We start from the raw sequence: 25,386 nt of genomic DNA, 5'->3' as shown, positions 1-25,386 counted from the left end.
GTACGGGAACGCGTACGGGAACGGCGGAGGCCCCGCACCGGGATCCGGTGCGGGGCCTCCGTCGGGAGCCGGGGTCTCAGCCCTCGACGCCGAGGCGCTCCAGGATGAGCTCCTTGACGCGGGCCGCGTCGGCCTGGCCGCGGGTGGTCTTCATGACCGCGCCGACCAGGGCGCCGACGGCGGCGATCTTGCCGCCGCGGATCTTGTCGGCGATGGCCGCGTTGCCCGCGATGGCCTCGTCCACGGCCGCGCCCAGCGCGCCCTCGTCCGAGACGACCTTCAGGCCGCGCTTGTCGACGACCTCGTCCGGGGTGCCCTCGCCCGCGAGGACGCCCTCGATGACCTGCCGGGCCAGCTTGTCGTTCAGGTCGCCGGCCGCGACCAGGGCCGCGATGCGCGCCACCTGGGCCGGGGTGATCGGCAGCTCGTCGACCGAGACGCCCTGCTCGTTGGCGTTGCGGGCCAGTTCGCCCATCCACCACTTGCGGGCGGCGGTGGAGTCGGCGCCCTCCTCGATGGTGGCGACGATGGAGTCCACGGCGCCCGCGTTGAGGATGGACTGCATGTCGTGCTCGCTGACGCCCCACTCCTCGCGGAGCCGGTTGCGGCGCACGCGCGGCATCTCCGGCAGTCCGGCGCGCAGCTCCTCCACCCAGGCGCGGGCCGGGGCGACGGGGACCAGGTCCGGCTCGGGGAAGTAGCGGTAGTCCTCGGCGTTGTCCTTGATGCGGCCGGCCGTGGTGGAGCCGTCCTCCTCGTGGAAGTGCCGGGTCTCCTGCACGATCGATCCGCCCGACGAGAGCACCGCCGCGTGGCGCTGGATCTCGAAGCGGGCCGCACGCTCGACGGAGCGCAGCGAGTTGACGTTCTTCGTCTCCGAGCGGGTGCCGAAGGGGGCCTCCGGGCTGGGGCGCAGCGACAGGTTGACGTCGCAGCGCATCTGGCCCTTGTCCATGCGGGCCTCGGAGACGCCGAGCGCCTTGATGACCTCGCGCAGCTCGGCCACGTACGCCTTGGCGACCTCGGGGGCGCGCGCTCCCGCGCCCTCGATGGGCTTGGTGACGATCTCGATGAGCGGGATGCCGGCGCGGTTGTAGTCCAGCAGGGAGTGGGACGCGCCGTGGATACGGCCGGTGGCGCCGCCGACGTGCAGCGACTTGCCGGTGTCCTCCTCCATGTGGGCGCGCTCGATCTCCACGCGGAAGACCTCGCCGTCCTCCAGCTGGACGTCCAGGTAGCCGTTGAAGGCGATGGGCTCGTCGTACTGGGAGGTCTGGAAGTTCTTCGGCATGTCCGGATAGAAGTAGTTCTTCCGGGCGAAGCGGCACCACTCGGCGATCTCGCAGTTCAGCGCGAGGCCGATCTTGACGGCGGACTCGACGCCGATCGCGTTGACGACCGGGAGCGAGCCCGGCAGACCCAGACAGGTCGGGCAGGTCTGCGAGTTGGGCTCGGCGCCCAGCTCGGTGGAGCAGCCGCAGAACATCTTGGTCCTGGTGCCGAGCTCGACATGGACCTCGAGGCCCATGACGGGGTCGTACGACGCGAGGGCGTCCTCGTACGACAGCAGTTCGGTGAAGGTGGTCACGGTGAAACTTTCCCTCTCAGCCCAGCAGGACGTCGTCGTCGCCGAGGCGCTTCAGCTCGCGGTACAGGATCGCGAGGCCGGTGACGATGGCGGCGGCGGACACAACGGCGTCGACCAGCTTCAGCGTGTCGTTCTCGGTGCGGGCCTTGCGGGCCTGCTTGATCACGCTGATGGCACCGAAAGCGGTGGTGCCGATCGACAGGTAGGTGCCGGACTTGGACTTCTTGAAGCCCTTGGCCTTGGACAGTGCACTGGAACTCACAGCGACGGAGCCTCCTCAAGCAGCGGGTGACCCCAGCGCTCGACGAAGGCTGCCTCGACGGCGGCACCGACCTTGTACAGGCGGTCGTCCTTCATCGCCGGGGCGATGATCTGCAGTCCGACCGGGAGACCGTCCTCCGGTGCCAGGCCGCAGGGCAGCGACATGGCGGAGTTGCCGGCCAGGTTGGTCGGGATGGTGCACAGGTCGGCGAGGTACATCGCCAGCGGGTCGTCGGTGCGCTCGCCGATCGCGAAGGCGGTGGTCGGGGTCGTCGGGGAGACGATCACGTCGACCTGCTCGAAGGACTTCTCGAAGTCCTTGGTGATGAGCGTGCGGACCTTCTGGGCGGAGCCGTAGTACGCGTCGTAGTAGCCGGAGCTGAGCGCGTACGTGCCGAGGATGATGCGGCGCTTGACCTCGTCGCCGAAGCCGGCCTCACGGGTCAGGGCGGTGACGTCCTCGGCGGACCTGGTGCCGTCGTCGCCGACGCGCAGGCCGTAGCGCATGGCGTCGAAGCGGGCCAGGTTGGAGGAGGCCTCGGACGGCGCGATCAGGTAGTACGCGGCCATGGCGAGGTCGAAGGACGGGCAGTCCAGCTCGACGATCTCGGCGCCGAGTTCCTTGAGGAGCTCCACCGACTCGTTGAAGCGCTGGACGACGCCCGCCTGGTAGCCCTCGCCGGCGAACTGCTTGACCACACCGACGCGCATGCCGGCGACGGAGCCGTTGCGGGCGGCCTCGACGACCGGCGGGACCGGGGCGTCGATGGAGGTGGAGTCGAGCGGGTCGTGGCCGGCGATGACCTCGTGGAGGAGGGCCGCGTCCAGGACCGTACGGGCGCACGGACCGCCCTGGTCCAGGGAGGAGGAGAAGGCCACCATGCCGTAGCGGGAGACGCCGCCGTACGTGGGCTTCACGCCGACGGTGCCGGTCACGGCGGCGGGCTGGCGGATGGAGCCGCCGGTGTCCGTGCCGATGGCCAGCGGGGCCTGGAAGGCGGCGAGCGCGGCCGCGGAGCCGCCGCCGGAGCCGCCGGGGATCCGGGTGAGGTCCCAGGGGTTGCCGGTGGGGCCGTACGCGCTGTTCTCGGTGGAGGACCCCATGGCGAACTCGTCCATGTTGGTCTTGCCGATGATGACGACGCCGGCTTCCTTCAGCTTGCGCGTCAGGGTGGCGTCGTAGGGCGGGATCCAGCCTTCGAGGATCTTCGAACCGACGGTGGTCGGGACCCCGACAGTGGTGAAGATGTCCTTGAGGGCGAGCGGGACGCCGGCCAGCGGGCCGAGCTTCTCGCCGGCCGCCCGCTTGGCGTCCACGGCGCGGGCCTGCTCGAGGGCGCCCTCGCGGTCGACGTACAGGAAGGCGTGGACCTTCTCGTCCGTCGCCTCGATGCGCGCGAGGTGGGCCTCGGTGACCTCGACGGCCGTGAGCTCGCCGGAGGCGATCTTCTCGGCGGTCTGGGCGGCCGTGAGCTTGATGATGTGGGTGTCAGCCATGGTGATTAGTCCTCCCCCAGGATCTGCGGCACCTTGAAACGCTGCTGCTCCTGGGCGGGAGCACCGGAAAGCGCCTGCTCGGGGGTGAGCGAGGGACGGACCTCGTCCGCGCGCATGACGTTCGTCAGCGGCAGCGGGTGGGAGGTCGGCGGGACGTCTTGGTCGGCGACCTCGGATACGCGGGCGACCGCGCCGATGATGTCGTCGAGCTGTCCGGCGAAGTGGTCGAGCTCTTCGCCGGACAGCTCCAGACGTGCCAGCCGAGCGAGGTGGGCGACCTCCTCGCGCGTGATGCCAGGCATGCAGCGATCCTCTGGGGGTGGTGAGTGTGTAGGTTTCGGTCCCAATCCTATGGGGCCGGGCCCCCGACCCGTTAAACGGTTTGCCGCGGCCCCCGCCGGGGCCGGGCGGCACCATCCCACGGGCCGCCCCGCGCCGGGACCGGGCGGGACCTCGACGACACGGCCTACGGGGCCGGGGTCTCCGAGGAGGCCGCGGCCGCGGCGGCCAGTTCCGCCGTGATGTCGGCCGGCCGGCGCCAGCCGCGCTCACCGCGGGCCAGGAGCCAGGCGGTGGCCTCCTGCGGGGGCATGGCCGCGGCGACCAGCCAGCCCTGCACCGCGTCACAGCCGAGGTCCCGCAGGCGCTCCCAGGTCTCGTCGTCCTCCACGCCCTCGGCGACGACCAGCAGGCCCAGGGAGTGCGCGAGGTCGACCGTGCAGCGGACGATCTCCGCGTCCTGGGCGTCCACGGCGAGCCGGGCCACGAACGAGCGGTCGATCTTCAGCTCGCTCACCGGCAGCCGGCGCAGGTGCACCAGCGAGGAGTAGCCGGTGCCGAAGTCGTCGAGGGACATCTTGACGCCGTGGCCGGTGAGCCCGGCCATGGTGTCGGCCGCCCGCTGCGGGTCCTCCAGCAGGACGTGTTCCGTTATCTCCAGCTGGAGCCCGCTCGCCGGGACCCCGTGCCGGGCCAGCCGGGCGGCGACGGCTCCCGCGAAGCCGGGCGTGTGGACGTCGCGCGGCGAGACGTTGACAGCGACCGGGACCTTCAGGCCCTGCGCCCGCCACCGCGCGACCTGGGCGAGGGCCGTTTCCAGGACGTACTCGGTGAGGTGCGGCATCAGCCCGGAGGTCTCGGCGATCGCGATGAACTCGTCCGGGGAGACCCGCCCCCGCTCGGGGTGCACCCAGCGGACCAGTGCCTCCAGCCCCGCCACCTGTCCGTCGAAGCGGACCTTCGGCTGGTAGTGCAGTTCCACCTCGCCGGCGTCGAGGGCCCGGCGGAGGTCGCCGAGGAGGCCGAGCCGGTCGGGGGTGTTGCTGTCGCGCTTGGACTCGTAGACCTCGACGCCGGTGCGGTCGCGCTTGGCCTGGTACATGGCCACGTCGGCCCGCCGCAGCAGTCCTTCCGCGTCGAGCGCGTGGTCGGGGAAGACGGCGAGCCCGGCGCTGGCCTCCAGGACCAGGGTGAGTCCGTCGAGGTCCAGCGGGGAGCTGAGCTCGGCGACGAGGCCGCGGGCGACCCGCTGGGCGCTGGTGGTGGAGTCCGTGGCGGGCAGCAGTACGGCGAACTCGTCGCCGCCGAGCCGGGCCGCCTCCGCTTCGGCCGGGAGCGCCTGGCGCAGCCGCTCGGCGATCTGGAGCAGCAGCCGGTCACCCGCGAGGTGGCCCAGGGTGTCGTTGACGGCGCGGAAGCGGTCGAGGTCGATCAGCACGAGGGCCGACCGGGTGCCCGAGCGTTCGGCCTCGTCCAGCGCGGACCAGGCCCGCTCCAGCAGCCACTGCCGGTTCGGCAGGCCGGTCAGCGGGTCGCGCAGCTGCTCCTCGGCGCGGGCCCGGGCGATCCACAGGGTGGAGTCGAGGGCGATGAGCGGTACGGCGAAGAGCGGCAGCAGCACCGGCTGGGTGCTGGCGACCACGCAGATCAGCGGGGTGATGCCCAGCAGGGCGGCGGCGACCAGGGCCTGGCGCAGGACGGCCGTGCGGGCCACGGTGGGCAGCCCGCCGCCGCGCGGGGTGAGCGCGAACCATAGCAGGATCCGGGTCACCAGCAGGTAGGAGAGGGCGACGAGGGCGACCTCGGGGGCGGCCGCGAGGTCCCAGTCCAGGGGCGTCCAGGGCTTCTCGACGCTCGGCGCGTCACCGAAGGCGGCCAGTACGAGGGCCCCCGCGCCGATGCCGAGGATGTCGACGGAACCGTGCAGCAGGCCCTGCCGCCAGCGCTGCCGGCGCGCGGCCCCGACGAGCGAGACCACCGCCAGGGAGACGAGTCCGGCGGGGATCCAGCCGTACAGGATGAGCACCCCGAGGGTGAGCGCCGCACCGGACCCGGTGCCGCCCCACCAGCGGTCGCGGCCCAGGGCGACGAGGTGGCCGACGATGATGCCGGTGAGCAGGGCGAGCCCCCATCCCACCGGTCCCCCGGGGAACAGTGCCTGACGGTCGGTCAGCGCGTATACGATGCCGGCGGCGAGCACCACGGCGGCGAGGCCGACGAGGGCGAGGGCCAGCGTGGTGCGCCGCCCCTCCTGTCCCGGTCCGCCCGATCCGTTGTCGAGGCCGCGGGTCTCCGGTGTCCTGGCACCCAGGACACCGAGCCGGCCCGCCCGCACGGGCGGGGTGTCCCCGCCGAATTCAGGTGACGGGTCGGCGCTTTCGGTGGGTTTCATGCCCGTCCCTCTCACAGCCGGCGATGCCGATGTCACGTGATGGCCCCGGTGTCGTGCCATCGCGGCTGAAAGCGCATCAGGCAGCCGCGCACGACGGGCGCACCCCACAACAGTAGGACGCGAGAGGCTCCCAGGGGCAGCGGTCGGCGGTGGTTGCCCGAATACGGCCCAGCCATCCTCATCAGTACGGTATCCGCCGAACGGGTGAGTTTGGACGGGGCCCCCGTCACCCGTCCGATGATCCGACGGCTCACCGCGGCCCGGTCCGCCTCCTGCCGGCCGTTCACCACCGGGGACCGCGCCGGGCGTGCGCCCGCCCGTACGGCCGCACACCACGCATCCGTTGGGTTCCGCCGCCCCCGGGGACGACTCCCCCGCGGGTTACCGCTCGCCCTCGCCCTCGCCGCCGCCCTCCACCGGGAGCGCCGCCTCGCGCGCGGCGTCGGGCCCCTGTTCGAGCAGCACTTCGAAGCCGGCGTCGTCGAGGATCGGGAGCTTCAGCTGTACGGCCTTGTCGTACTTCGAGCCGGGGTTGTCGCCGACGACGACGAAGGAGGTCTTCTTCGACACCGAGCCGGTGACCTTGGCCCCCCGGCTCTGCAGGGCCTCCTTGGCCCCGTCGCGGGTGTGGTTCAGCAGGGTGCCGGTGACGACCACGGTCAGGCCCTCCAGCGGGCGCGGCCCCTCCTCCTCGGCGGATCCTTCCTCCTCCATGCGGACGCCCGCCGCCCGCCACTTGCGCAGGATCTCCTGGTGCCAGTCGACGGCGAACCACTCCTTGAGGGAGGCGGCGATGATCGCGCCGACGCCCTCGGTGGCGGTCAGTTCCTCGAGACTGGCCTGCTCGATGCGCTCGATCGAGCGGAACTCGCGGGCGAGCGCCTCCGCGGCGACGGGTCCGACGTGCCGGATCGAAAGGCCGTTGATGATGCGGGCCAGCGGGCGCTGTTTGGCGGCGGCGATGTTCTCCAGCATGGCCAGGGCGTTCTTCTTCGGTTCGCCCTTCTGGTTGGCGAAGACCCTGACGATCTTCTCCTCGCCCGTCTTCGGGTCCCGCTTGGGCAGGCCGCTGTCCTGGTCGAGGACGTACGCCTTGATGGGCAGCAGCTGCTCGATGGTGAGGTCGAAGAGGTCGCCCTCGTCCCGCAGCGGCGGCTCGGCGGGCTCCAGGGGGCCGGTGAGCGCGGCCGCCGCGACCATGCCGAAGTTCTCGATGTCCAGGCTCTGGCGGCCGGCCAGGTAGAAGAGCCGCTCGCGCAGCTGCGCGGGGCAGGTCTGCGCGTTGGGGCACCGGACGTCGATGTCGCCCTCCTTCATCGGGCGCAGCTCCGTCCCGCAGACGGGGCACTCGGCCGGCATGACGAACTCGCGCTCGGTGCCGTCCCGCAGGTCCACCACCGGGCCGAGGATCTCGGGGATGACGTCGCCCGCCTTGCGCAGGACGACGGTGTCCCCGATGAGCACGCCCTTCGCCTTGACGACCTCCTGGTTGTGCAGGGTCGCGAACTCGACCTCGGAGCCGGCCACGGTCACCGGCTCCACCTGGGCGTACGGGGTGACGCGGCCGGTGCGCCCGACGCCGACCTTGATGTCGATGAGCTTGGTGTTGACCTCTTCGGGGGCGTACTTCCAGGCGATGGCCCAGCGCGGGGCGCGGGCCGTGGAGCCCAGCCGGCCCTGGAGGGCGATCTCGTCCAGCTTGACCACGACGCCGTCGATCTCGTGCTCCACCGAGTGCCGGTTCTCGCCGAAGTGGTCGATGAACGCGCGGACCTCGGCCAGGGAGGAGACGACCTTGTTGTGGCGGGCGGTGGGCAGGCCCCATTCGCGCAGCAGCTCGTACGCCTGCGACTGGCGCTCGATCTCGAAGCCCTCGCGGGCTCCGATGCCGTGCACCACCATGTGCAGCGGGCGGGTCGCGGTGACCTTCGGGTCCTTCTGGCGCAGCGAACCGGCCGCCGCGTTGCGCGGGTTGGCGAAGGGCTTGCCGTCGGCCTCGACGAGCCGGGCGTTGAGCTCCTCGAACTTCTCCATCGGGAAGTAGACCTCGCCGCGGATCTCGACCAGGGCCGGGATCCGGTCGCCGCGCAGGCGGTCCGGGATCTCGGCGATGGTGCGGACGTTGGGCGTGATGTCCTCACCGGTGCGGCCGTCGCCGCGGGTGGCGGCGCGGGTGAGGCGGCCGTTCTCGTAGGTGAGGTTGACGGCGAGGCCGTCCACCTTGAGCTCGCACAGGTAGTGGTAGTCCGGGGTGTTCACGTCCCGGGCGACCCGGTCGGCCCAGGCGGACAGCTCCTCGTCGTCGAAGGCGTTGTCGAGGGAGAGCATCCGCTCGCGGTGCACGACGGAGGCGAAGTCGGTCGCGTACGCCCCGGCCACCTTCTGGGTGGGCGAGTCGGGCGTGCGCAGCTCGGGGTACTGCTCCTCCAGGGCCTCCAGCGAGCGCAGCAGCTGGTCGAACTCGGCGTCGCTGACGACCGGCGCGTCGTTCACGTAGTACCGGAAGCGGTGCTCCTCGATCTGCTCGGCGAGCAGCTGGTGCTGCTCCCGCGCCGCCGTCGGTACTGCCGTGTCCTGCTGTTCGGCTGCCATGCCGTGTCCTCCCGTGGCCCGTCCTCGACCGTCACTCAGGGTTGTCGGCGAGCGACCTCGCCGCCCTGACGCAATGGGCCTGTACCGCGCGGGCGTACGCGGGCGAGGCGCCCGCCAGACCGCACGACGGGGTGACCACGACGGACTCGGCGAGAGTCCCCGGGGCCAGCCCCAGCCTGCGCCAAAGCTTCCTGACACCCATGACGCTACCGCCCGGGTCCGACAACGGGGCATCGGTGCCCGGTACCACTCCGGCGAAGAGTTTCAGGCCGCCTTCGACGGCCTCGCCGAGGGCGTCGTCCTCGCGCTCGGTGAGCAGTGAGAAATCGAACGACACTCCCGTGGCGCCGGCCCGGCGCAGCAGCGCGAAGGGGACGTCGGGCGCGCAGGAGTGCACGACGACCTCACCGTCGTGCACGGCGAAGAGGTCGCGCAGGGTGCTCTCGACCACCTGCCGGTCGACGGCCCGGTAGGTGCGGTAGCCGCTGGCGGAGCGCACCCGGCCGAGCAGGACGGCGGTGAGCGACGGCTCGTCGTACTGGAGCACGATCTCGGCGCCTGGGATGCGCCTGCGCACGTCGGCCAGGTGGTCGCGCAGGCCCTCGGCGAGGGATCCGGCGAGGTCGCGGCAGGCTCCGGCGTCCTGGAGCACGGCTTCGCCGCCGTGCAGTTCGAGCGCGGTGGCCAGCGTCCACGGGCCGACGGCCTGGACCTTCAGCCGGCCGGTGTAGCCCTGGGTGAACTCCTCGAGGGCGTCGAGGTCCTCGCCCAGCCAGGAGCGGGCGCGCCGGGTGTCGCGGCCGGGACGGTCGCTGATCCGCCAGCCGCTGGGCTCGACGTGGGCGTACAGGTCGACGAGCAGCCCCAGGGAGCGGCCGATCATGTCCGCGCCGGGTCCGCGGGCGGGCAGTTCGGGGAGGTAGGGGAAGTCCTCGAAGGAGCCGGTGACGGTCTTGGCGGCCTCGCGGGCGTCGCCGCCCGGGAGGGAGCCGACGCCGGTGGCGCCCGCGGTCATCGGCCGGGCCTGACGGAGAGGTCGTTGACCTCGGCGTCGCGCGGCAGGTCGACGGCCATCAGGATGGTCGTCGCCACGGACTCGGGGTTGATCCAGCGCTCGGGGTCGTACTCCTTGCCCTCCTGGGAGTGGACCTTGGCCTGCATGGGGCTGGCGGTGCGGCCGGGGTAGACGGAGGTGACGCGTACGCCGTTGCCCTTCTCCTCCTCGCGCAGCGCGTCGGCGAGGGCCTTGAGGCCGTGCTTGGAGGCGGCGTAGGCCCCCCACTCGGCGTGTGCGTGCAGTCCGGCGCCGGAGTTCACGAAGACGACGGTGGCCTTGGAGGCCCGCAGGGTGGGCAGCAGCAGTCTGGTGACCTCGGCGGGGGCGATCAGGTTGACGTTGAGCTGCTGGTGCCAGGTCTTGGGGCGCAGGTCGCCGACGGGTCCGAGGTCGACGATCCCGGCGATGTGGAGCAGGGAGTCGATCCGTTCGGGCACCGGCTGCTTGGAGAACGCCCACGACAGCCGGTCGGGGTCCGCGAGGTCGCCCACGAGGGTCCGCGCGCCCGGGTAGCGCTCGACGAGCTGCCGGGCGCGGGCGGCGTCGCGGGCGAGCAGGACGAGGTCGTCGCCGCGGGCGTGCAGGCGGGCGGCGACGGCGGCGCCGATGCCGGAACCGGCACCGGTGATCAGGTGAGTAGCCATACGGCCCATGCTCGCATCCGCCCGGGCCCCGCCGCCGCCGCGGTCCGCCGCTCCCGCCGGGCGGGTCAGAGTCCGGCGGCCTCGCGCAGGACGCGGGCCCGTTCCGTGGCGTCGTAGTCGGCGGGGACCCCTTCGACCAGGACGGCGGTGCCGGGGATGTGGTCGGTGCGCAGCGCGAGGATGGCCTGGTAGGCGTCGGAGGCGTACCAGGCGCGGGCCCGCTCGATGTCGGGGAAGCCGATGACGACGACCGTGCCGGGATAGGGGCCTTCGAGGACCTCGACCTCCTTGCCGTGGACGAGGAAGCGGCCGCCGAAGGGGTCCATGGTCGTCTGGATCTCCTCGATGTAGCGCAGGACGTCCTCGTTGACGGTCGGGCGGCGCAGGTGGGCGATGGCGTACGCGGTCATGTCGGTCTCCCCTGTCCGTTCGGCCGGGCGGTCCCGGCCGTTGCCCCGATGCTGTCAGCGGGCGTCGGCCGCGGCGATTACCTCCGGGGTCATGGTGTGCGGGCCGAAGGTGCGCCGGTAGGCCATCGGGGAGACGCCGAAGGCGGTGCGCATGTGCTGGCGCAGGGAGTTGGCGGAGCCGAAGCCGGAGCGGTGCGCGACCAGGTCGACGGGGAGGTCGCTGGACTCCAGCAGCTGGCGGGCGACCTCCAGGCGCTGTCCGGTGAGCCATTGGACGGGGGTCATGCCGACCTCGTCGCGGAACCGGCGGGTGAAGGTGCGCAGGCTCATCCGGGCGTGGGCGGCGAGTTCGGCGAGGCTGATCGGCTCGTCGAGGCGCTCCAGGGCCCAGGCGCGGGTGGCGGTGGTGGTGGCGGCCGTGGGGGCGGGAACGGGGCGGTCGATGTACTGGGCCTGTCCGCCGTCGCGCCAGGGCGGTACGACGCATATGCGGGCGGCCCGGTTGGCGACGGTCGTCCCGTGGTCGCGGCGGATCAGGTGCAGGCACAGGTCGACGCCGGCGGCGACGCCGGCGGAGGTCAGCACGTCGCCGTCGTCGACGAAGAGGACTTCCTCGTCGACCTGGACGCGGGGGTAGGCCCGGCGGAACTCGGGTGCCAGGTTCCAGTGGGTGGTGGCGGGGCGGCCGTCGAGGAGCCCGGCGGCGGCCAGGACGTACGAGCCGGTGCAGATGGAGACGAGCCGGGTGCCGGGGCGGATCCCGGCGATGGCGGCGGTGACCTCGGGGGGCAGGGGCCCGCCGTGGGCCAGCTCGGGCATGGCGTGGGTGGGCGGGAGGATCACGGTGTCGGCGGCGGCCAGGGCCTCGGGGCCGGCGGCGGGCTGGACCGTGAACCCCGCGTCGCTGAGGACGGGGCCGCCGTCGGCGGTGCAGACGGTGACCTCGTACAGGGGCTGTCCGGCCCCGTCCATGGCGCTGCCGAAGACGCGGGAGGGCATGCCCAGCTCGAAGGGGGGTACTCCGGGCAGCGCGAGCACCGCGACCCGGTGGGGGCGCCGGCCGGCCGTGGCCTCCGCTGTCGTCTTCCGGGCGCTGTTCATGGCCAGATCCTGTCACACCCTGGCCATCCGGCCAATACCGAGCGGTGCCGCGATGCCCGAGTGTGGGACGTGTCGCCGGGGAGAGCCCGGTATCGGACGGAATCCCATGGAATGAGGAAGACAGAGATGCGCGCGATCGTCGTGAACGGATGGGGCGGCCCCGAGGCCCTGGTCGAGCGGGAGATCGACCGCCCGGAGCCCGGCCTGGGCGAGATCCTGGTCCGGGTCCACGCGGCCGGTGTGAACCCGGTCGACTGGAAGACCCGGGCCAGTGGCGCCCTGATCGCCTGGGGCGAGGTGCCGATCGTCGGCTGGGACGTCTCCGGCACCATCGAGGCCGTGGGCCCGGGCGTGACGCTGTACCGGCCGGGCGACGAGGTGTACGGCATGCCGAGCTTCCCCCGCCAGGCGGGCGGCTACGCCGAGTACGTCGCCGCCCCGGCCCGGCACTTCGCCCGCAAGCCCGCCTCCCTCGGCCACGTGCAGGCGGCCGCGCTGCCGCTGGCGGCACTGACCGCCTGGCAGGCGCTGGTCGACACCGCCGGGGTCACGGCCGGGCAGCGCGTGCTGGTGCACGCGGCGGCGGGCGGGGTCGGCCACCTGGCGGTCCAGATCGCCAAGGCGCGCGGGGCGTACGTGATCGGCACCGCGAGCGCGGCCAAGCACGGCCTGCTGCGCGAGCTGGGCGCCGACGAGCTGGTCGACTACCGGACCGGCGACTTCGCCGAGGCGGTCTCCGGCGTGGACGTGGTCCTGGACGCCCTGGGCGGCGAGGTCGCCGAGCGCTCGCTGAAGGTGCTCAAGCCCGGCGGCCACCTGATCTCGCTCCCGGGTCCGGACTCCGTACCGGCCGCGGCGGACGGGGTGCGCGCGTCCTGGGTCCTGGTGGAGCCCGACCTGAAGGGGCTCGAGGAGATCGCGGCCCTGGCGGACCGGGGCCTGCTCGAGCCGCTGGTCGAGACGGTGCTGCCGCTGGCGGAGGCCGCGAAGGCCCACGAGATCGGCGAGCGCGGCCGGACCACCGGCAAGATCGTCCTGACGGTGGTCTGAGCAGGATCCGAGCCTACCTGACGGCCCCACGCCACAGGAACGGTTCTTCCCGCTCGAACCATGCCTCGCGCCGCTCGAAGTCAGGGAGGGCGAGACGCATCGCGCGCCGGAAGGCCGGACCGTGCCCCGGCTGCTTCACATGGCAGAGTTCGTGGATGAGCACGAAGTCCACCAGATCAGCGGGCATCTGCAGAACCGCCCAGTGAACGGTGAGGAAGCCGTCCGGGGTGCACGATCCCCATCGCCGGCCGAGATCGCTCACCGTGACCCCCGCCGGTCGTACTCCGAGGCGCAGGGCGACCGCGGGGGTACGCGGGGCGAGCCACTTCTGCCCCCGATCGGCGTACCAGTCGGCGAGGGCTGCCGCCCCCGCCGAAGGTGTGTCGTACCGGGGTAGCTCCAGCCACCCCGCACGCAGCCGCACCTGTGCCGTCGGGCCCGCCGGTACCGGCCTGAGCCGGTACCGGCGCCCGAGGTAGGCGAAGCTGCTGCCACCAACGAGTTCCTTGACCGGCTCGGCAGGGCGGGCGTGGCGGCGCCGGACCTCATCGGCCAGCCGCGGCAGCCGGGACCGGACGGCTGCGGCCACCGCGCGCGGATCCGCGTCCGCCGGGACGGCGAAGAGCACCTCCCCGTCCGGGGTGACCTCGATGCCCAGGGTCCGGCGCCGGGGCCGGGACTCGACGCGCCAGCTCCACCCGTCGGGGAGGGGCAGGGAGGCGATCGCCTGCTGGACTGAGGTGCTCACCCGGCATTCCTACCACCCGGCTCGGACAGTGCGACGGCACCGGCTCAGCGGTCGTGGCGGGTCGGGTAGCGCAGGAAGTCGTCATGCCGGTGCAGCGCGAGTTCGACCAGCAGGCTCGCGACCGGCCCAGTCGCCGTCCAGTCGACGTGCAGCTCGTCCTCCAGAAAGATCCGCAGCTCCTTGCGTACGCGATCCTGGGCGTCGGTCAGGGTGGTGAAGTTCGGGGAGCGCACCAGCCCGGCGATCTTCCAGGTCACATCGCGCGCCGCCTGGTACAGGTCGACTCCGTCCGGGACCACCGGGCCGCCCGCGGCGTCCACCTCCCGGGCCAGCAGGGCGTACACGGGCCCCTCGGTCCACCGGTCCAGTCCCGCGCCGGACTCCTGCGCCCCGTCCTGCTCCGAGGCGATGATGTCGTCGGCAAGCACGGAGAGAGCTGCGACGGCCTCCTCGAACTCCGTCCCCATCGCCTGGATGACGGCCTCCAGGCGATGGCTGAACTGCTGGTACCGGCTCCGGTCGGTCTCCAGCCGCGCCGTGATGTGGGTGTGGATCCGGCTGGTGAGGTACGAGATCCGCGCCCGCGGATCGGCGTTGGCGTTGACCCGCTCCATGAAGTCGGGCGCGCTGAGCCCCACCTGCGGGACGCGTTCCACGATCCGGGTCGCCTTGAGGTGCGCGGCGATCAGCGCACGCACCTTGGCTCCGTAGCGGCGGGGGCTGAACTGGTCCCGGCCATCGAGGTAGCGCGCGCGGGCGAGGTACTGCGTCTCGCCGAGCAGGCCGGCGAACGCCTCGTACCGGAGCGCGAGCGGCCGGGGCAGTACGGCGTTGAGCGCGTTGAAGAAGTCCCGGGCCAGCTCGTCGAACTCGCCCCGCAGGTACGGGTCCTCCAGTGCGGCGAGCAGGTCCTCGCGCTGCCGCTCGTCGCTGAGGTCGTCGATGCCCTGGGTGCCCAGGAAGTCGGCGAGCCGCTTGTGCAGGTCGGCGAGGAGGGCGTCGGCCGCCGCGTCGGTCTGGAGCCAGATCCTGCCCGTGGCCGGCTGCTCGGCGTCGGCGTGGGTGTCGGCCTCGGGATCCAGGTGGTTGAACGACACGTCCTCGTACCCGAGCACCTCGCGCAGATCCGCCTCCTCGTACTCGGCCATCGACTTTGCCAGCTCGGGGCCCACTCCCACGTAGTCGACGACCTGGCCCCACTCCTTCTTCGCGTAGGGACGGTTGGTACGGGCGATCGCCTGGAGCAGTCCGGCGCCGAAGAGCGGGCGGTCGAGGTAGAGGACCTGTTCCACCGGGGCGTCGAAACCGGTGAGCAGCATGGACGTGACCACCAGGAATGCCAGGGGACGTTCGGTGTCCTCGCCGCGTGGCCGCCGCTGTCCGTCGCTTGGGCCCTCCCCGCCCCCACGGTGCCACGGGTCATGGGCCGAGCCACTCGACCCCGGGTGCGTACCGCTGTGCGGCTCCCCGTGGGTCTGGGCCGTCCAGGACGGATCGTCGCCCACGTCGAACGGGTCGGGTACCGGCACCCCGCGCCGGAACCGGTCGATGTTCGCCTTCTGGCTGTGCGGCCGGGTCCACGGGTCCCAGTGCTTGGGGTCCTTGCCCGCTCCGCGCTTCGGCGACTTCGAGATGACCACGGCGGCATCGATGGAGGCGAGAACGTCCCGGTAGCGGAGAAGGCCGGTGAGGTCGACCTCCCCCTCGGGGGCGGGCGCCGGGTCGTGGGCATCGCTGCCCAGCCCGTCCAGGTCCGCCACCAAGCGGCCCAGCGCGTTCGAGATGGCCTCGCGGTACGCGACGGCGGCGCGCCGGGACACGGCGACGACCTGGGCCCCGAACCCGTCCGGCATGGCGCCCGAGGCCCAGTGCCGCACCATGTGGTCGGCCTTCGCGGCGATCACCGAAGGTGATTCGAGGACCTCCTTCTTACGGCCGAAGGTCCGCAGCACACGGCGCCGCTTCTCCGGATCACTGGGGACCTGCTCGTCGAAACCGGCGTCCAGCCCCGCCTTCTCGATGATCTCCAGGTCCACTTGGTGGGCTTCGTAGCGGACCGGTACGACGGCGCCGTCGATCTCGGCGTCCCGCAGGGTGTAGGTGTCCGCGAACCGGCCGAAGACGTCCTCGGTGGTCTTGCGGGCCCCGCTGAGGATCGGCGTACCGGTGAAGCCGACCATGACGGCGTGGGGGAGCATGGCGCGCAGGCGGGCGTGCTGCCAGGCGCTCTGGCCCCGGTGCGCCTCGTCGATCAGGACGACGATGTCGGAGCTGGCGTTCGCCACTCGGTTGTGGAGCCGGTCCTCTCCGTCGGGGGACTCGGCCAGCACCTCGTCCCTGCCGTCGTAGGCGGTGTCGTCCCGGCGGGCCTTCTGCAGCATGACCATGACGACGTCCGGTACGTCGAGCCCCAGATAGCTGCGGGCGTACTTCACCGACCGCGCACGGTAGATCTTCTCGTCGGCGGCAGCCAGGCTCTGGCCGATCTGCTCTTCCAGATCCCTCCGGTCGGTCACGACGACGACCTTGTGACGGGCCAGGTCGCTGCTGCTGCGCAGGTAACGGACGAGGAAGGCCATGGTGAGGGATTTGCCCGAGCCCTGGGTGTGCCAGGTGACACCGCCGCGCTGGTCGACGTCCCTGCCCTCGGCGATGGCCTTGCGCCGGTCCCGCAGCCGATTCGCGATCTTGTGTACGGCGCGGAACTGCTGGTAGCGGCCGATCACCTTGACCGTGCGGGGGCCGCGCCCGGCCTCGGTGGTGAAGTCCCTGACGAGGGTCAGCAGGTGCGCCGGGCGGAGCACGCCGGCGACCAGGGTCTCCTGGGCGTGGAGTTCGCGGCTCTCGGGAACTCCCGCCTCGGCACGGACTTTCACATGCCGAACCGGATAGATGGTCCGCCACGGCGCGAAGTGCTCCGGCTCCGCGCTCACGGTGCCGAGCTCCGCGTGGTCCCGGTCGGTGGCCACCAACACCTGTGCGAAGCGGACGAACTCGGCGACGGCCTCGTCCTCCTCTGCACCGGCGTAACCGATCACGTCCTCGACGGCCCAGTCGATGGCGAACCGCTTGTCAGCAGGGCTCGCCAACGGAGCCTTGCACTCTATGACCACCCAGGGCAGACCGTTGACGAACAGGACGAGGTCGGGGGTCACGTCGGGGGCCCCGCGCCGCTGCACCTTGAACTGGGAGACCGCGAGCAGGTCATTGCCGGTTCCGGCATCTCCCAGCTCGGGGAACTCCGCCTTCCAGTCGACCAGCCGAACGTGCTCCGGGTCGCCCTTGTTCCACCCGGGGAGCATGCGCGCGTTGACGCCCTCGCGCAGTGTCCGGGTGACGTGGAGGTTCCCGGCCACTCCGCGCTCGGCCGGGCCCTGCCCCGGTGCCGTGCCGAGGAGGAGAGCGAGGAGATGGTCCAACTGGGCGTCGGTGAGCCAGGACTTGCCATCCGGACCGGGGTTGATACGGGCCACGGCGGCGCGGAACCGGTCGGCGTACACGACCTCGGCGAACGAGTCCCGGCCGGACCGGGCCGGGTCGGTCGCCGGCTCCCCCGCAGGCGCGCCCTCCAGATGGCGCCACCCCATGGCGACCAGCTGGCCGATGAGCGGTCCTTCGACCTTGTCGTACTCCGGCTGCCCCATCGCTGGTCTCCCCGCCCCGTGGTCCTACGTTGCCCCACCCCTGACGCATGTCGAACAGGGGTAGGGGCCACTTTACCTACGGGGTTGGACAGGCCCCGGGGAAAGCGGAGTTCAGGCCGCGAGGGCGGTGACGGCCGGAGGCGGGGACCCGTCGTCAGCCGCCCGGAGTTCGAACCAGATGGTCTTACCGCCGACGCCGAACAGTGTCTCGTCCAGACAGCAGCCGCCCCACTGGTCCGCGATGAGGTCGAGTATCACCATCCCCCGTCCGCTTTCGGCGTCCCCGTCAGGCGCGGGGAATGCCATCGGGAACACCGGGCTGCTGTCGGACACGCTGACCCTCAGCACCGGGTGCGCCCAACGGAGCCTCACGGAGGCGGGCCCCTTGGTGTGCCGGACGGAGTTGGTGGCGAGCTCGGAGGTCAACAGCTCGGCACAGTCGCTGAGTTCGTCCAGCCCGTGCGCCTCCAGTACGGCACGGAGGGTGGCACGGGCGATCCAGGGCGCCCGGGGATCGCGGGGGAAGTGAAGCTCGTACTCCCAGGGTTCGACGTACTGAATCGGCGGCGGGGTCGGGCTGTGGGCTGGGCTTCCATCTACTTCCGGTTCCACGCGGGCACCTCCATGTGCGGCGTGACGGGCATCTACGTCGGCCACATGTCGCGTTAGCAACGCCCACGCCGCGCTGGTGGCTTGCCGGTGCCGACCCCTTGGCGGGCTGGGGCATCCGGTGCGCTTCCGGCGACTCGGGCGGTGGATTTGCTGTCTCTTGCCTCACACCGTAGCGACGTTCCACATAACGGTGCTACCCGTCTCGCTTGAACGAGTGAACATTTGCGTTCCTGTGGACTGGCACCACCCCCATCGGCAAACTGTGCGCGAGCAAGGAGAGTTGAATGGCCCCCAGGCATGCGCCCACCATCCGCCAACGTCGGTTCGGCGCCGAACTTCGACGGCTTCGAGAGGCCGCAGACATGACCGCACCCACGGCTGCGAGCCTCCTCGGAACTGACCGAACCGTGATCTCCAACATCGAGGCCGGGCGCTTCGGTATCAGCGAGGAGCGTCTTCGTCGGCTCGCAAGCATCTACGAGTGCGACGACGCCGGCTTGATCGAGGCTCTGGCCTCCATGACAGGTGGGCGCAAGGGCGGGTGGTGGGAGGAATACCGAGGGAAGATCCCTACCGGCTTTCTGGACGTCTCTGAACTGGAGCAGGACGCCATCCGACTACGAACGGTACAGACGACGCATCTCCCAGGGCTGTTTCAGACCGAGGATCACTCCCGCGCGATCTTCGAACTCTTCACCCCGCCTCTCCCGCGCCTGGAGGTCGAACTGCGTGTTGCTCATCGCCTGGCCCGCCAGGGTGTGGTCACTGGAAACGGCACCACCCCGTACGTCGGCGTGATCCATGAGGCCGCCCTACGGATGCAGCTCGGCGGCAGAGCGGTGGCTCAGGCTCAGCTCAACCATCTCGTCGAGTCGAGCGAGCGGGACAACGTGACCTTCCTCGTCATCCCGTTCTCGGCAGAGGGGTTCCCGCTGATGGGGGACTCATCAGTCCTCTACGCGGAGGCCATCAACCAGCATCTGGACACGGTCCACATGGATTCCCCGACCGGGGCAGTCTTCATCGACGCACCCACGCAGTTGGCTCACTTCCGTACCCGGCTGGACTTGGTGGAGAAAAAGGCGTTGACTCCCAAGGCGTCAAGGGACTTCATCCGCGCGATCGCCAGAGAACTGTAAGAGGTAGCGCTCTTGTCCGAGCTCGTCTGGTTCAAGTCGTCGTACTCCGACGCTGGAGGCAACAACTGCGTCGAGGTCGCCGTGTGCGAGGGCGACGGTGTGGCGATCCGGGACAGTGTTTTCCCCACCCGCGTTATCACGACCAACAGGACTGCACTCGCAGCGCTGATTGCCAGCGCGGTGCGGGCCGGGTGCTGAGTCGTTCCCGGCGTCAGTCCTTCGGCACCCGCACTCGGCCACTCAGCAGGTCCTCAACCAGGCCCTGCTGCACCACCCGGAGCTTCTTGATCTGGCTGCCCACAGCCTCCATGCGTACGCGGATCGCACGCACCGGGCCCAGCAACCGCTCCTGCTCGGCGCGGGGTGGCACCGGAACCGGCATGCCCTTCACCTGGGTTGAGTTGATGGACGCGAGATTCGTCGTCTGCTTGCCCACGCTCTGGAAGTACGCTCGACCGGCCGGAGACGACGTGTAGAGCGCGAGGAAGTCCGGCGAGAGCTCATCGCCGCAACGCACGCGGAACACGTGGTTCTGATGCAGGCACGGAGCCAGCCTGCCGTCCCACACCGCCCCGCGCCCCAGCTTGTCGAGGTCTCCGCCCTCAGTAAGCAAAAGGTCCCCTGCACGGAGCGCGTATCGGTCATGCTGGGAGCGGAGGATGCGGACAGTCTTGACCTCAGCCGTATCGATCCGGCCGTCCAGGACGTTAGCCACCCTCAGATACGGCAACTCCACAACGCCGTCGCCAACTGGTTCGGAACCCAACGTCACGCCGGCCGCGACTGTGGCGACTGACTCCAGGCGACGGGTCGGCCATCTGTCCATGCCGCCGGATAGCGCGGTGGCCGATATGGCCGCCGCAGCCACCTCATACTTTGCCCGCACGCGCTCCAAAGCGGCGATGCGCCGCTCGATCGTCTTGTGCGCTGCCACGATTCCGCGCTGCTCCGGCAGCGGAGGAACACCGATCTCCAGTTCCTGGAGTCGGGATGTGTCCAGGCGGCCAGTACCGTGGCTAGTCTCCTCCACCATCGCCAGGATCTCTGGCGTCCTGGTCTGGATCGCGTAGGCCAGGAAGTACGGGTCAATGCCCTCGGCAGGAATCACCGCCTTGCAGTCCTGCCCAAACGCGACCGTCCACTGGGTGACACCGATTCGAAATTCCGACTTCAGGCTCATCCCCCTCACAACGAAGAGCACGGTTCCTTCGGCCACGAGACGCGAGCCGTTCTCGGCGCCAAGCCCCGTGATGCGGCGGTCTGACTCACCAATGCGAAACGCCTTCATGCTAGCCCCGCTGATCCACGGGATATCGCCGTCCCAGTAAGCGGCATTGGAGGTGCTCGGCGTGCCGCCGGACAGCCATCTACCGACGTCAGCGAGGCGCACCGTTCGCCAGCCAGCAGGCCACAGTGTCGGGGTATGCATTTCAGGCTCAGCGCGCATAGCCGAGCTCCTTCAACCAGGTCTCGAACTCGCCCGCCGCGCCTGCGCTTTCCGCCTCCAGGTCCTCCAGCGAGACGGCGTACTTCTCCGCCCATCGCTGCACTGACGCGACCAGTTCGCGACGGCCTGCGGCGACTGCCGCGTTCAGGCGGGTCGACAGGAACTCGTCCAGCACGGACAGCACTACGCGCTGCGCGCCGCCGTCCTCGGCCTTCGCCAGCTCGGCGGCGGCCTTCAGGTCGGGGAGGAAACGCGCGTCCAGCGCCGAGCGCTTCTTCGACGCCGCCGTGCGGTCTTTGCGGCGGCGGGTGACAAGTGCTTCCAGCCGGGCCAGCTCCTCCGGAGCGACCGGGGTGCACTCGTCCGCGTCCTCCTCGGCCTCCCCGTAGGGGTCCGGGGTGGGGGGCTGGGCGGCAGCCAGTTCTTCCAGAGCCGTCTTGTAGGCGACGTCGGCCGCCGCCAGGGCAGAGTCCGCGCGGGACACCTCGGCCAGGAACTCCGGGATCAGCACCCGGACCACCGGCTCTTCCATCGCGCGGCGGCGGTCAGCCGCCGAGACGGAGGACTTCGCCCGGCCCCGGCCGCGTACGGCGCCCGAACCGGCGCTGGACTCCTCCACCTCCGGTACGACTGGTTCGATCATCGTCTCGACCGAGTCGACCCAGCCGTCGAGCACGCGCTCGTATCCGCCCGCCGCGAGCGCCTTCAGGTCGTAGCGCGTGACCGCCCACCAGTCGGCCATGATGCCGGCCGAAGTGTACTCGTCCAGCACTCCGGGCTTGCCCATGACCGTGGTGAAGTCGTCGACCAGTCGATCACGCAGCTTCATCAGGCGCTGGTTCTCGACGAGGGCCGAGAAGTGGGTGGCCTGCTCCGACCACCACTTCTCATACGTCTCGCGGAAGTCCGCTTCCTTCCGTGCTGTGAGTGCCGGGACGCGGGCTGCCGTCGCCTCCGGGCCCTCCGGGAGGAAGTCGACGTACTCCTCGTCGTCGGCACGCGGAGCGAAGAGCGCCGCCGAGTCGACGCCGTACGCCGCGAACAGCTTCGCCTTCGCCTCGATCTCGGACTTCGGCACCCCGCCGTACAGGTGCGCGCGGACATCCTGGGGCTCTGCGGGCGGGGAGTTGTCCACCCATCGGCGGATGTTCAGATTGGCGTCGGCGGCGAGCAGGTCCTCGACGCTCACCGCGCGCGAGTAGCCCGGCTCCTCGCGCCAGCCCTTGAAGACCGTCGCGATCTTCTCGACGTGCTCGGGGCCGAGTTCGTTCTGGTTGCGCGCGGCCCGGAACTCGCGGTCCGCGTTGATGAAGAGGACATGCCCCTCCCGCGTTCCGCGCTTGCGGTGCGGGGGCCGCAGGACCAGGATGCAGGCCGGGATGCCCGTCCCGTAGAAGAGGTTGGGGCCGAGGCCGATCACGGCCTCGATGCAGTCGTCCTCCAGCAGCTTGACGCGGATGTCGCGTTCCTTGCCGCTGCGGAACAGAACACCGTGCGGCATGACCGTCGCGGCCATGCCCCGCGCCTCCAGCACGGAGATCATGTGCTGGACGAACATGAGATCGGCCTTCTTGCCGTTCTCCGGGGTCTCGCCCCACTTCATCCGCCAGCCGTGCTTCTCGTCGGCCTTGGCGACGAGGTCAGCGTCGTAGTTCAGCGAGAACGGCGGGTTCGACAGCACCTTGGTGAAGGTACGCAGGCGCCCGGCCGGGGTCAGGTGCAGGGGCTCGGTCAGGGTGTCGCCGTGTTGGAGATCGAACTCACGGATGCCGTGGAGCACCATGTTCATGCTGGCCATGGACCACGAGGGGCCGTTCTTGTCCTGGCCGTTGATCGACAGGTCGTCCGGCGATCCGCCGTGCTCCTCCACGTGCTCATGCGCCGCGATCAGCATGCCGCCCGATCCCGCGCAGGGGTCGTAGACGCTGTCCCCGGGCTGCGGGTCCACGAGGCGGACCATCATCCGCACGACCTCGCGCGGGGTGTAGAACTCGCCACCGCGCTGGCCCGCCGAGTCGGCGAACCGGGCGAGCAGGTACTCGTACGCCGCGCCCAGCATGTCGGGGAACTCGAAGTCCTCGTTGCGCAGGCGGTACAGGCTGAAATGGCGGATGAGCGAACGCAGCTCGGTGTTGGTGAAGCGGGGCTTGGTGCCCACGATCTCGTTGAAGGAGATGTGCGAAGCCACGCCCGCCAGCCGGCTGTGGCTGCCTTGCAGGGCCACCAGCGCCTGGTCCAGGCTCTCCCCGACCTTGTCGACCAGCATGGAGAGGCCGGGCAGCGGGTGCTCGGGCTGCTCCGGGTTCTCGTGCGGGCCCTTCCACCAGCGGGCCCGGGGCGGCACGTAGAAGATCCGCGGGTACTTGTCCGGGTCGTTGGCCCGCTCCAGAGCCTTCGCCCGGTCTTTGGTCTGCTCCAGGGCCTGCTTGTAGACGCGCTCCCACTCCGGCTGGAACTCGTCGGAGGAGCGCTTCAGGAACAGCATCCCGAAGATGTAGTCGCGGTACTCCGAGGCATCCATCCGGCCGCGCAGGATGTCCGCGGCCGAGAAGAGATGCCGTTCCAGCTGGGGCAGTGTGATACGGGCCACGCATTGGTCCTTCGTAAGCCGTGGGAGTTTCGGGAGAACTCCGGCAGCGTAGTCGGGGAGGGGTGTCGGACGGAAACCGTCCGCTCAACGACGGCGGCTGGTCGGCCCCGCCTCCCCAGTGCCGATGCCCAGCGAGGCGAGCAGTCGCCACAGGTCGGTGGACGGGTCGCGCTTGAGCGGGTCACATCCGTCGGCGTGGCCCGAGCGGCGGTTCCACTGCTCGTACGTCTCGGTGCGCGGACCGGGGATCTTGTCGAGCTTGAGGTTCTTCGCGGAGCAGGTGCCGTGCGGGCACATGTCGACGAGCCTGCGCGCGTTGTCGACCGCCGTCTTCTCTTTTCCGATGAGGGACTGTCCGCGCTGGCCGGCCAGGCCCTTGCCCCGGCCGCCCGACTTCGTGTCGTAATCGGCGAAACCCTCGGCCTTCGGATGTTTGCGCAGCCGGTCCTTGATCACACCGCTGCGGCCCTCCTCCTGGCTGGTGAACTGCTGGAAGTGCAGCAGCAGCCACAGCTCGATGGAAGGGTGCGACAGTGCCACCTGCACACCCTCTTTTGCAGCCTCGCGCATGGCCTCGCGGATGGCGTCGTCGCGGTTGTCCTCGGTGTCCCGGTCGAAGAGGGCCCATTTTTCGTCCTGCGGGCTCGATGCCTGAGCGATCACGTGGTCGACGACCTGGTCGGGGCGCAGCCCCTTCCTGACAGGCGAGAAACGCAGGAAGAACTTCTCCCCAGGACCGTCGCGGTAAGTGTCGTTGAGGAGCTTGATGTAGTCGTCCTCGGTCCGCTCCCCCTCGGCCGCGACATAGATGATCCGGGCTGACTCATCCGGATAGGAGCCGAGGTCGCGCCGCATCGGCCGAGGCGCATCGTGCCGGTTCTTCCGCCGGTTGACGCGCCGGCTCTCCGCAGGTGGTCTGCTCACGCTGTCGTCGTCGCCTTCGACTCCGGTTCCGGTTCTGTCTGCTGTGCCAGGCGCCTTTCCAGCACGGAGAGCTGGCGGGCGACCTCACCCGTGGCCAGGCGCGGTACCCCGCCGTAGTGGCCGTGCAGGTACCGGCGCTCCAGGTTCTCGTCGTTGCGTGCCTTGCGGGCGGCGAGAAGCGGGTAGAGGGACGACTCGCCACTCCCTTCCTTCACCGCGATCCAGACCTGGTCCCGGTCGAGGGGGCGCTCCACGACGGACGGGCCGAGGAGGGTGGCGTCATGTGTGGTGAAGACCAGCTGCGCGAGTCCCGGGTTGGCGGCCTCGTCCTGGAAGAGGCGGACGACCTCCGCCGCGAGCAGCGGGTGCAGGCTGGAGTCCAGCTCGTCGGCGAGCAGCACCCCACCGCCCTTCCTGGTCAGCATGGTCAGCAGCGGCCCGAGGAAGGCGAACCAGGCGTGGGTCCCCAGAGACTCCTGCTTCCAGAAGTCCAGCGGCCGGGCCGATCCGCCCGCGCCGCGGTGCAGCAGCTGTACGTCCCCGGTTTCCGGGTCGACCTCGACACCTGTGACACCGAGGTCGGCCGATGCGAGCATCGTGACGAGGCGGTCACGCATCTGCGCCGCGCGGCTGCCGGTCAGCCGCTCACGGGTCCACGCTGTGCGCTCCACCACGTCCTTGCCGGTGGTCACCAGCCAGAGGTTGTCGCGGAACCAGCGGTGGACGGCGGAGAGCTGGGGGTGGTTCAGGGCCGCACCGACGGTCAGGAAGAGGGCGTTCGGCCGGGTGGTGGCGACGAGGAGGTCCTTGAGGTCCTTGCGGCCGGTCAGTCCGGTGCCTGGGAAACGGAACTCGCCCCCCTCCGCCTCCGGCCTGTCGGCCTCGCGGTCGAACCACACCTGGCGGCGGCCGGCCGGGTAGGCGTGGAGCCACTCGCTCTCGACCCGGTCGTCCGAGAGCTCGAAGCCGTAGGTGTACCGGATCTTCTCGTCGCGGCCGAGCAGGAGCTCGACCTCGAAGAGGCTGGTGTCCTGGGATGCTTCGTCGGCGAGTTCGAAGGGCTCCCGCGGGACTCCTGGGCCCTGGTCCCAGTCAGCCAGCGATTCGAGGACCGCGGCCCGCATGAAGCGCATGGCGCTGAGGATGTTGGACTTGCCCGACGCGTTGGCCCCGAAGATTCCGACCGCGGGAAGCACCGACACGGGCTTGCCTTCCGAGCGGGTGCCCGTTCCCCGACCGGTTCTCTCGTTGAACTCCGTCGCGACAAGCGAGAGCTCTTGCTCGTCTCGGATGGACCGGTGATTGGCCACCCGGAAGCTGAGCAACATGACCGACCTCCCAGTGAGGCGGGCTAGCACTTCGCCGCCTTAGGCGCTTTCGTACGGGTAATCCGTACTAGGCAGCCTAAGAC

At 70.7% G+C, this 25,386-nt stretch carries 20 protein-coding genes; 3 read left to right on the top strand and 17 right to left on the bottom strand.

Features of this window, described 5'->3' with window-relative positions; genetic code table 11:
* Positions 1-76: 76 nt before the first annotated feature.
* The 10 genes from gatB to ACZ4WZ_RS10675 all read right to left on the bottom strand — a co-directional run bounded on the left by gatB (position 77) and on the right by ACZ4WZ_RS10675 (position 11,821).
* Complete coding sequence (gatB, locus tag ACZ4WZ_RS10720; RefSeq protein ID WP_467887923.1) at positions 77-1,588, bottom strand: Asp-tRNA(Asn)/Glu-tRNA(Gln) amidotransferase subunit GatB; 1,512 nt, start codon at positions 1,586-1,588, stop codon at positions 77-79.
* A gap of 16 nt (positions 1,589-1,604) precedes the next feature.
* The gene (locus ACZ4WZ_RS10715) at positions 1,605-1,850 is read right to left on the bottom strand and encodes a hypothetical protein (RefSeq protein WP_030295076.1); all 246 of its coding nucleotides are present in this window, start codon (positions 1,848-1,850) and stop codon (positions 1,605-1,607) included.
* On the bottom strand, positions 1,847-3,346 hold the full coding sequence (gatA, locus tag ACZ4WZ_RS10710; protein ID WP_467887920.1) for an Asp-tRNA(Asn)/Glu-tRNA(Gln) amidotransferase subunit GatA: 1,500 nt from the start codon (positions 3,344-3,346) through the stop codon (positions 1,847-1,849). Before gatA ends, ACZ4WZ_RS10715 begins: the two co-directional genes overlap by 4 nt.
* 5 nt (positions 3,347-3,351) lie before the next feature.
* Complete coding sequence (gatC, locus tag ACZ4WZ_RS10705) at positions 3,352-3,648, bottom strand: Asp-tRNA(Asn)/Glu-tRNA(Gln) amidotransferase subunit GatC (RefSeq protein ID WP_467887917.1); 297 nt, start codon at positions 3,646-3,648, stop codon at positions 3,352-3,354.
* Between the two features lie 164 nt (positions 3,649-3,812).
* Positions 3,813-6,017 carry a putative bifunctional diguanylate cyclase/phosphodiesterase gene (locus ACZ4WZ_RS10700; RefSeq protein WP_467887914.1) on the bottom strand — a complete coding sequence of 735 codons (2,205 nt, stop codon included), beginning with the start codon at positions 6,015-6,017 and terminating at the stop codon, positions 3,813-3,815.
* 381 nt (positions 6,018-6,398) lie between these two features.
* Positions 6,399-8,609 (bottom strand): NAD-dependent DNA ligase LigA, encoded by a 2,211-nt coding sequence (gene ligA / locus ACZ4WZ_RS10695; protein ID WP_467887911.1) that lies wholly within the window; start codon positions 8,607-8,609, stop codon positions 6,399-6,401.
* Between the two features lie 31 nt (positions 8,610-8,640).
* A complete protein-coding gene (locus ACZ4WZ_RS10690; protein WP_467887908.1) occupies positions 8,641-9,624 on the bottom strand; it encodes a methionine synthase in 984 nt (327 codons plus the stop codon).
* Positions 9,621-10,310, bottom strand: coding sequence for an SDR family oxidoreductase (locus tag ACZ4WZ_RS10685; RefSeq protein ID WP_467887905.1), 690 nt, complete (start codon positions 10,308-10,310; stop codon positions 9,621-9,623). Before ACZ4WZ_RS10685 ends, ACZ4WZ_RS10690 begins: the two co-directional genes overlap by 4 nt.
* A gap of 65 nt (positions 10,311-10,375) precedes the next feature.
* Positions 10,376-10,720, bottom strand: coding sequence for a DUF1330 domain-containing protein (locus tag ACZ4WZ_RS10680; RefSeq protein ID WP_467887902.1), 345 nt, complete (start codon positions 10,718-10,720; stop codon positions 10,376-10,378).
* A 54-nt stretch (positions 10,721-10,774) separates the two neighbouring features.
* Complete coding sequence (locus ACZ4WZ_RS10675) at positions 10,775-11,821, bottom strand: GlxA family transcriptional regulator (protein WP_467887899.1); 1,047 nt, start codon at positions 11,819-11,821, stop codon at positions 10,775-10,777.
* 111 nt (positions 11,822-11,932) lie between these two features.
* On the opposite strand from ACZ4WZ_RS10675, the gene ACZ4WZ_RS10670 reads away from it, so the two are divergent.
* Positions 11,933-12,871: an NADP-dependent oxidoreductase gene (locus ACZ4WZ_RS10670; RefSeq protein ID WP_467887896.1), complete on the top strand. Its 939-nt coding sequence runs from the start codon at positions 11,933-11,935 to the stop codon at positions 12,869-12,871.
* A 13-nt stretch (positions 12,872-12,884) separates the two neighbouring features.
* On the opposite strand, the gene ACZ4WZ_RS10665 is transcribed toward ACZ4WZ_RS10670, so the two are convergent.
* From ACZ4WZ_RS10665 to ACZ4WZ_RS10655, 3 genes are all read right to left on the bottom strand, one after another.
* Positions 12,885-13,619, bottom strand: a complete 735-nt coding sequence (locus ACZ4WZ_RS10665; RefSeq protein WP_467887894.1) for a M48 family metallopeptidase — start codon at positions 13,617-13,619, stop codon at positions 12,885-12,887.
* A 44-nt stretch (positions 13,620-13,663) separates the two neighbouring features.
* On the bottom strand, positions 13,664-17,263 hold the full coding sequence (locus ACZ4WZ_RS10660) for a type I restriction endonuclease subunit R (RefSeq protein ID WP_467887890.1): 3,600 nt from the start codon (positions 17,261-17,263) through the stop codon (positions 13,664-13,666).
* 111 nt (positions 17,264-17,374) lie between these two features.
* Entirely contained in the window at positions 17,375-17,875 is a 501-nt protein-coding gene (locus ACZ4WZ_RS10655; RefSeq protein ID WP_467887888.1) for an ATP-binding protein, read from the bottom strand.
* Between the two features lie 284 nt (positions 17,876-18,159).
* Here ACZ4WZ_RS10655 and ACZ4WZ_RS10650 point away from each other — a divergent pair, with 284 nt between their 5' ends.
* Together ACZ4WZ_RS10650 and ACZ4WZ_RS10645 are read left to right on the top strand one after the other, a co-directional pair.
* Entirely contained in the window at positions 18,160-19,014 is an 855-nt protein-coding gene (locus tag ACZ4WZ_RS10650; protein WP_467887885.1) for a helix-turn-helix domain-containing protein, read from the top strand.
* A gap of 12 nt (positions 19,015-19,026) precedes the next feature.
* The gene (locus ACZ4WZ_RS10645) at positions 19,027-19,212 is read left to right on the top strand and encodes a DUF397 domain-containing protein (protein ID WP_467887882.1); all 186 of its coding nucleotides are present in this window, start codon (positions 19,027-19,029) and stop codon (positions 19,210-19,212) included.
* 13 nt (positions 19,213-19,225) lie between these two features.
* Here ACZ4WZ_RS10645 and ACZ4WZ_RS10640 read toward each other — a convergent pair whose 3' ends face one another.
* From ACZ4WZ_RS10640 to ACZ4WZ_RS10625, 4 genes are all read right to left on the bottom strand, one after another.
* Complete coding sequence (locus ACZ4WZ_RS10640; RefSeq protein WP_467887880.1) at positions 19,226-20,461, bottom strand: restriction endonuclease subunit S; 1,236 nt, start codon at positions 20,459-20,461, stop codon at positions 19,226-19,228.
* Complete coding sequence (locus ACZ4WZ_RS10635; RefSeq protein ID WP_467887877.1) at positions 20,451-23,051, bottom strand: type I restriction-modification system subunit M; 2,601 nt, start codon at positions 23,049-23,051, stop codon at positions 20,451-20,453. The genes ACZ4WZ_RS10640 and ACZ4WZ_RS10635 overlap by 11 nt, the downstream gene beginning before the upstream one ends.
* An 84-nt stretch (positions 23,052-23,135) precedes the next feature.
* Positions 23,136-23,906: an RloB family protein gene (locus ACZ4WZ_RS10630; protein ID WP_467887874.1), complete on the bottom strand. Its 771-nt coding sequence runs from the start codon at positions 23,904-23,906 to the stop codon at positions 23,136-23,138.
* A gap of 65 nt (positions 23,907-23,971) precedes the next feature.
* Positions 23,972-25,177: an AAA family ATPase gene (locus tag ACZ4WZ_RS10625; protein WP_467887871.1), complete on the bottom strand. Its 1,206-nt coding sequence runs from the start codon at positions 25,175-25,177 to the stop codon at positions 23,972-23,974.
* Positions 25,178-25,386: the final 209 nt, after the last annotated feature.

This window comes from Streptomyces sp. NPDC029122 (genome assembly GCF_055569445.1).
The sequence above is the reverse complement of the archived record's forward strand: the minus strand, read 5'-3'. Positions and strand labels throughout refer to the sequence as shown.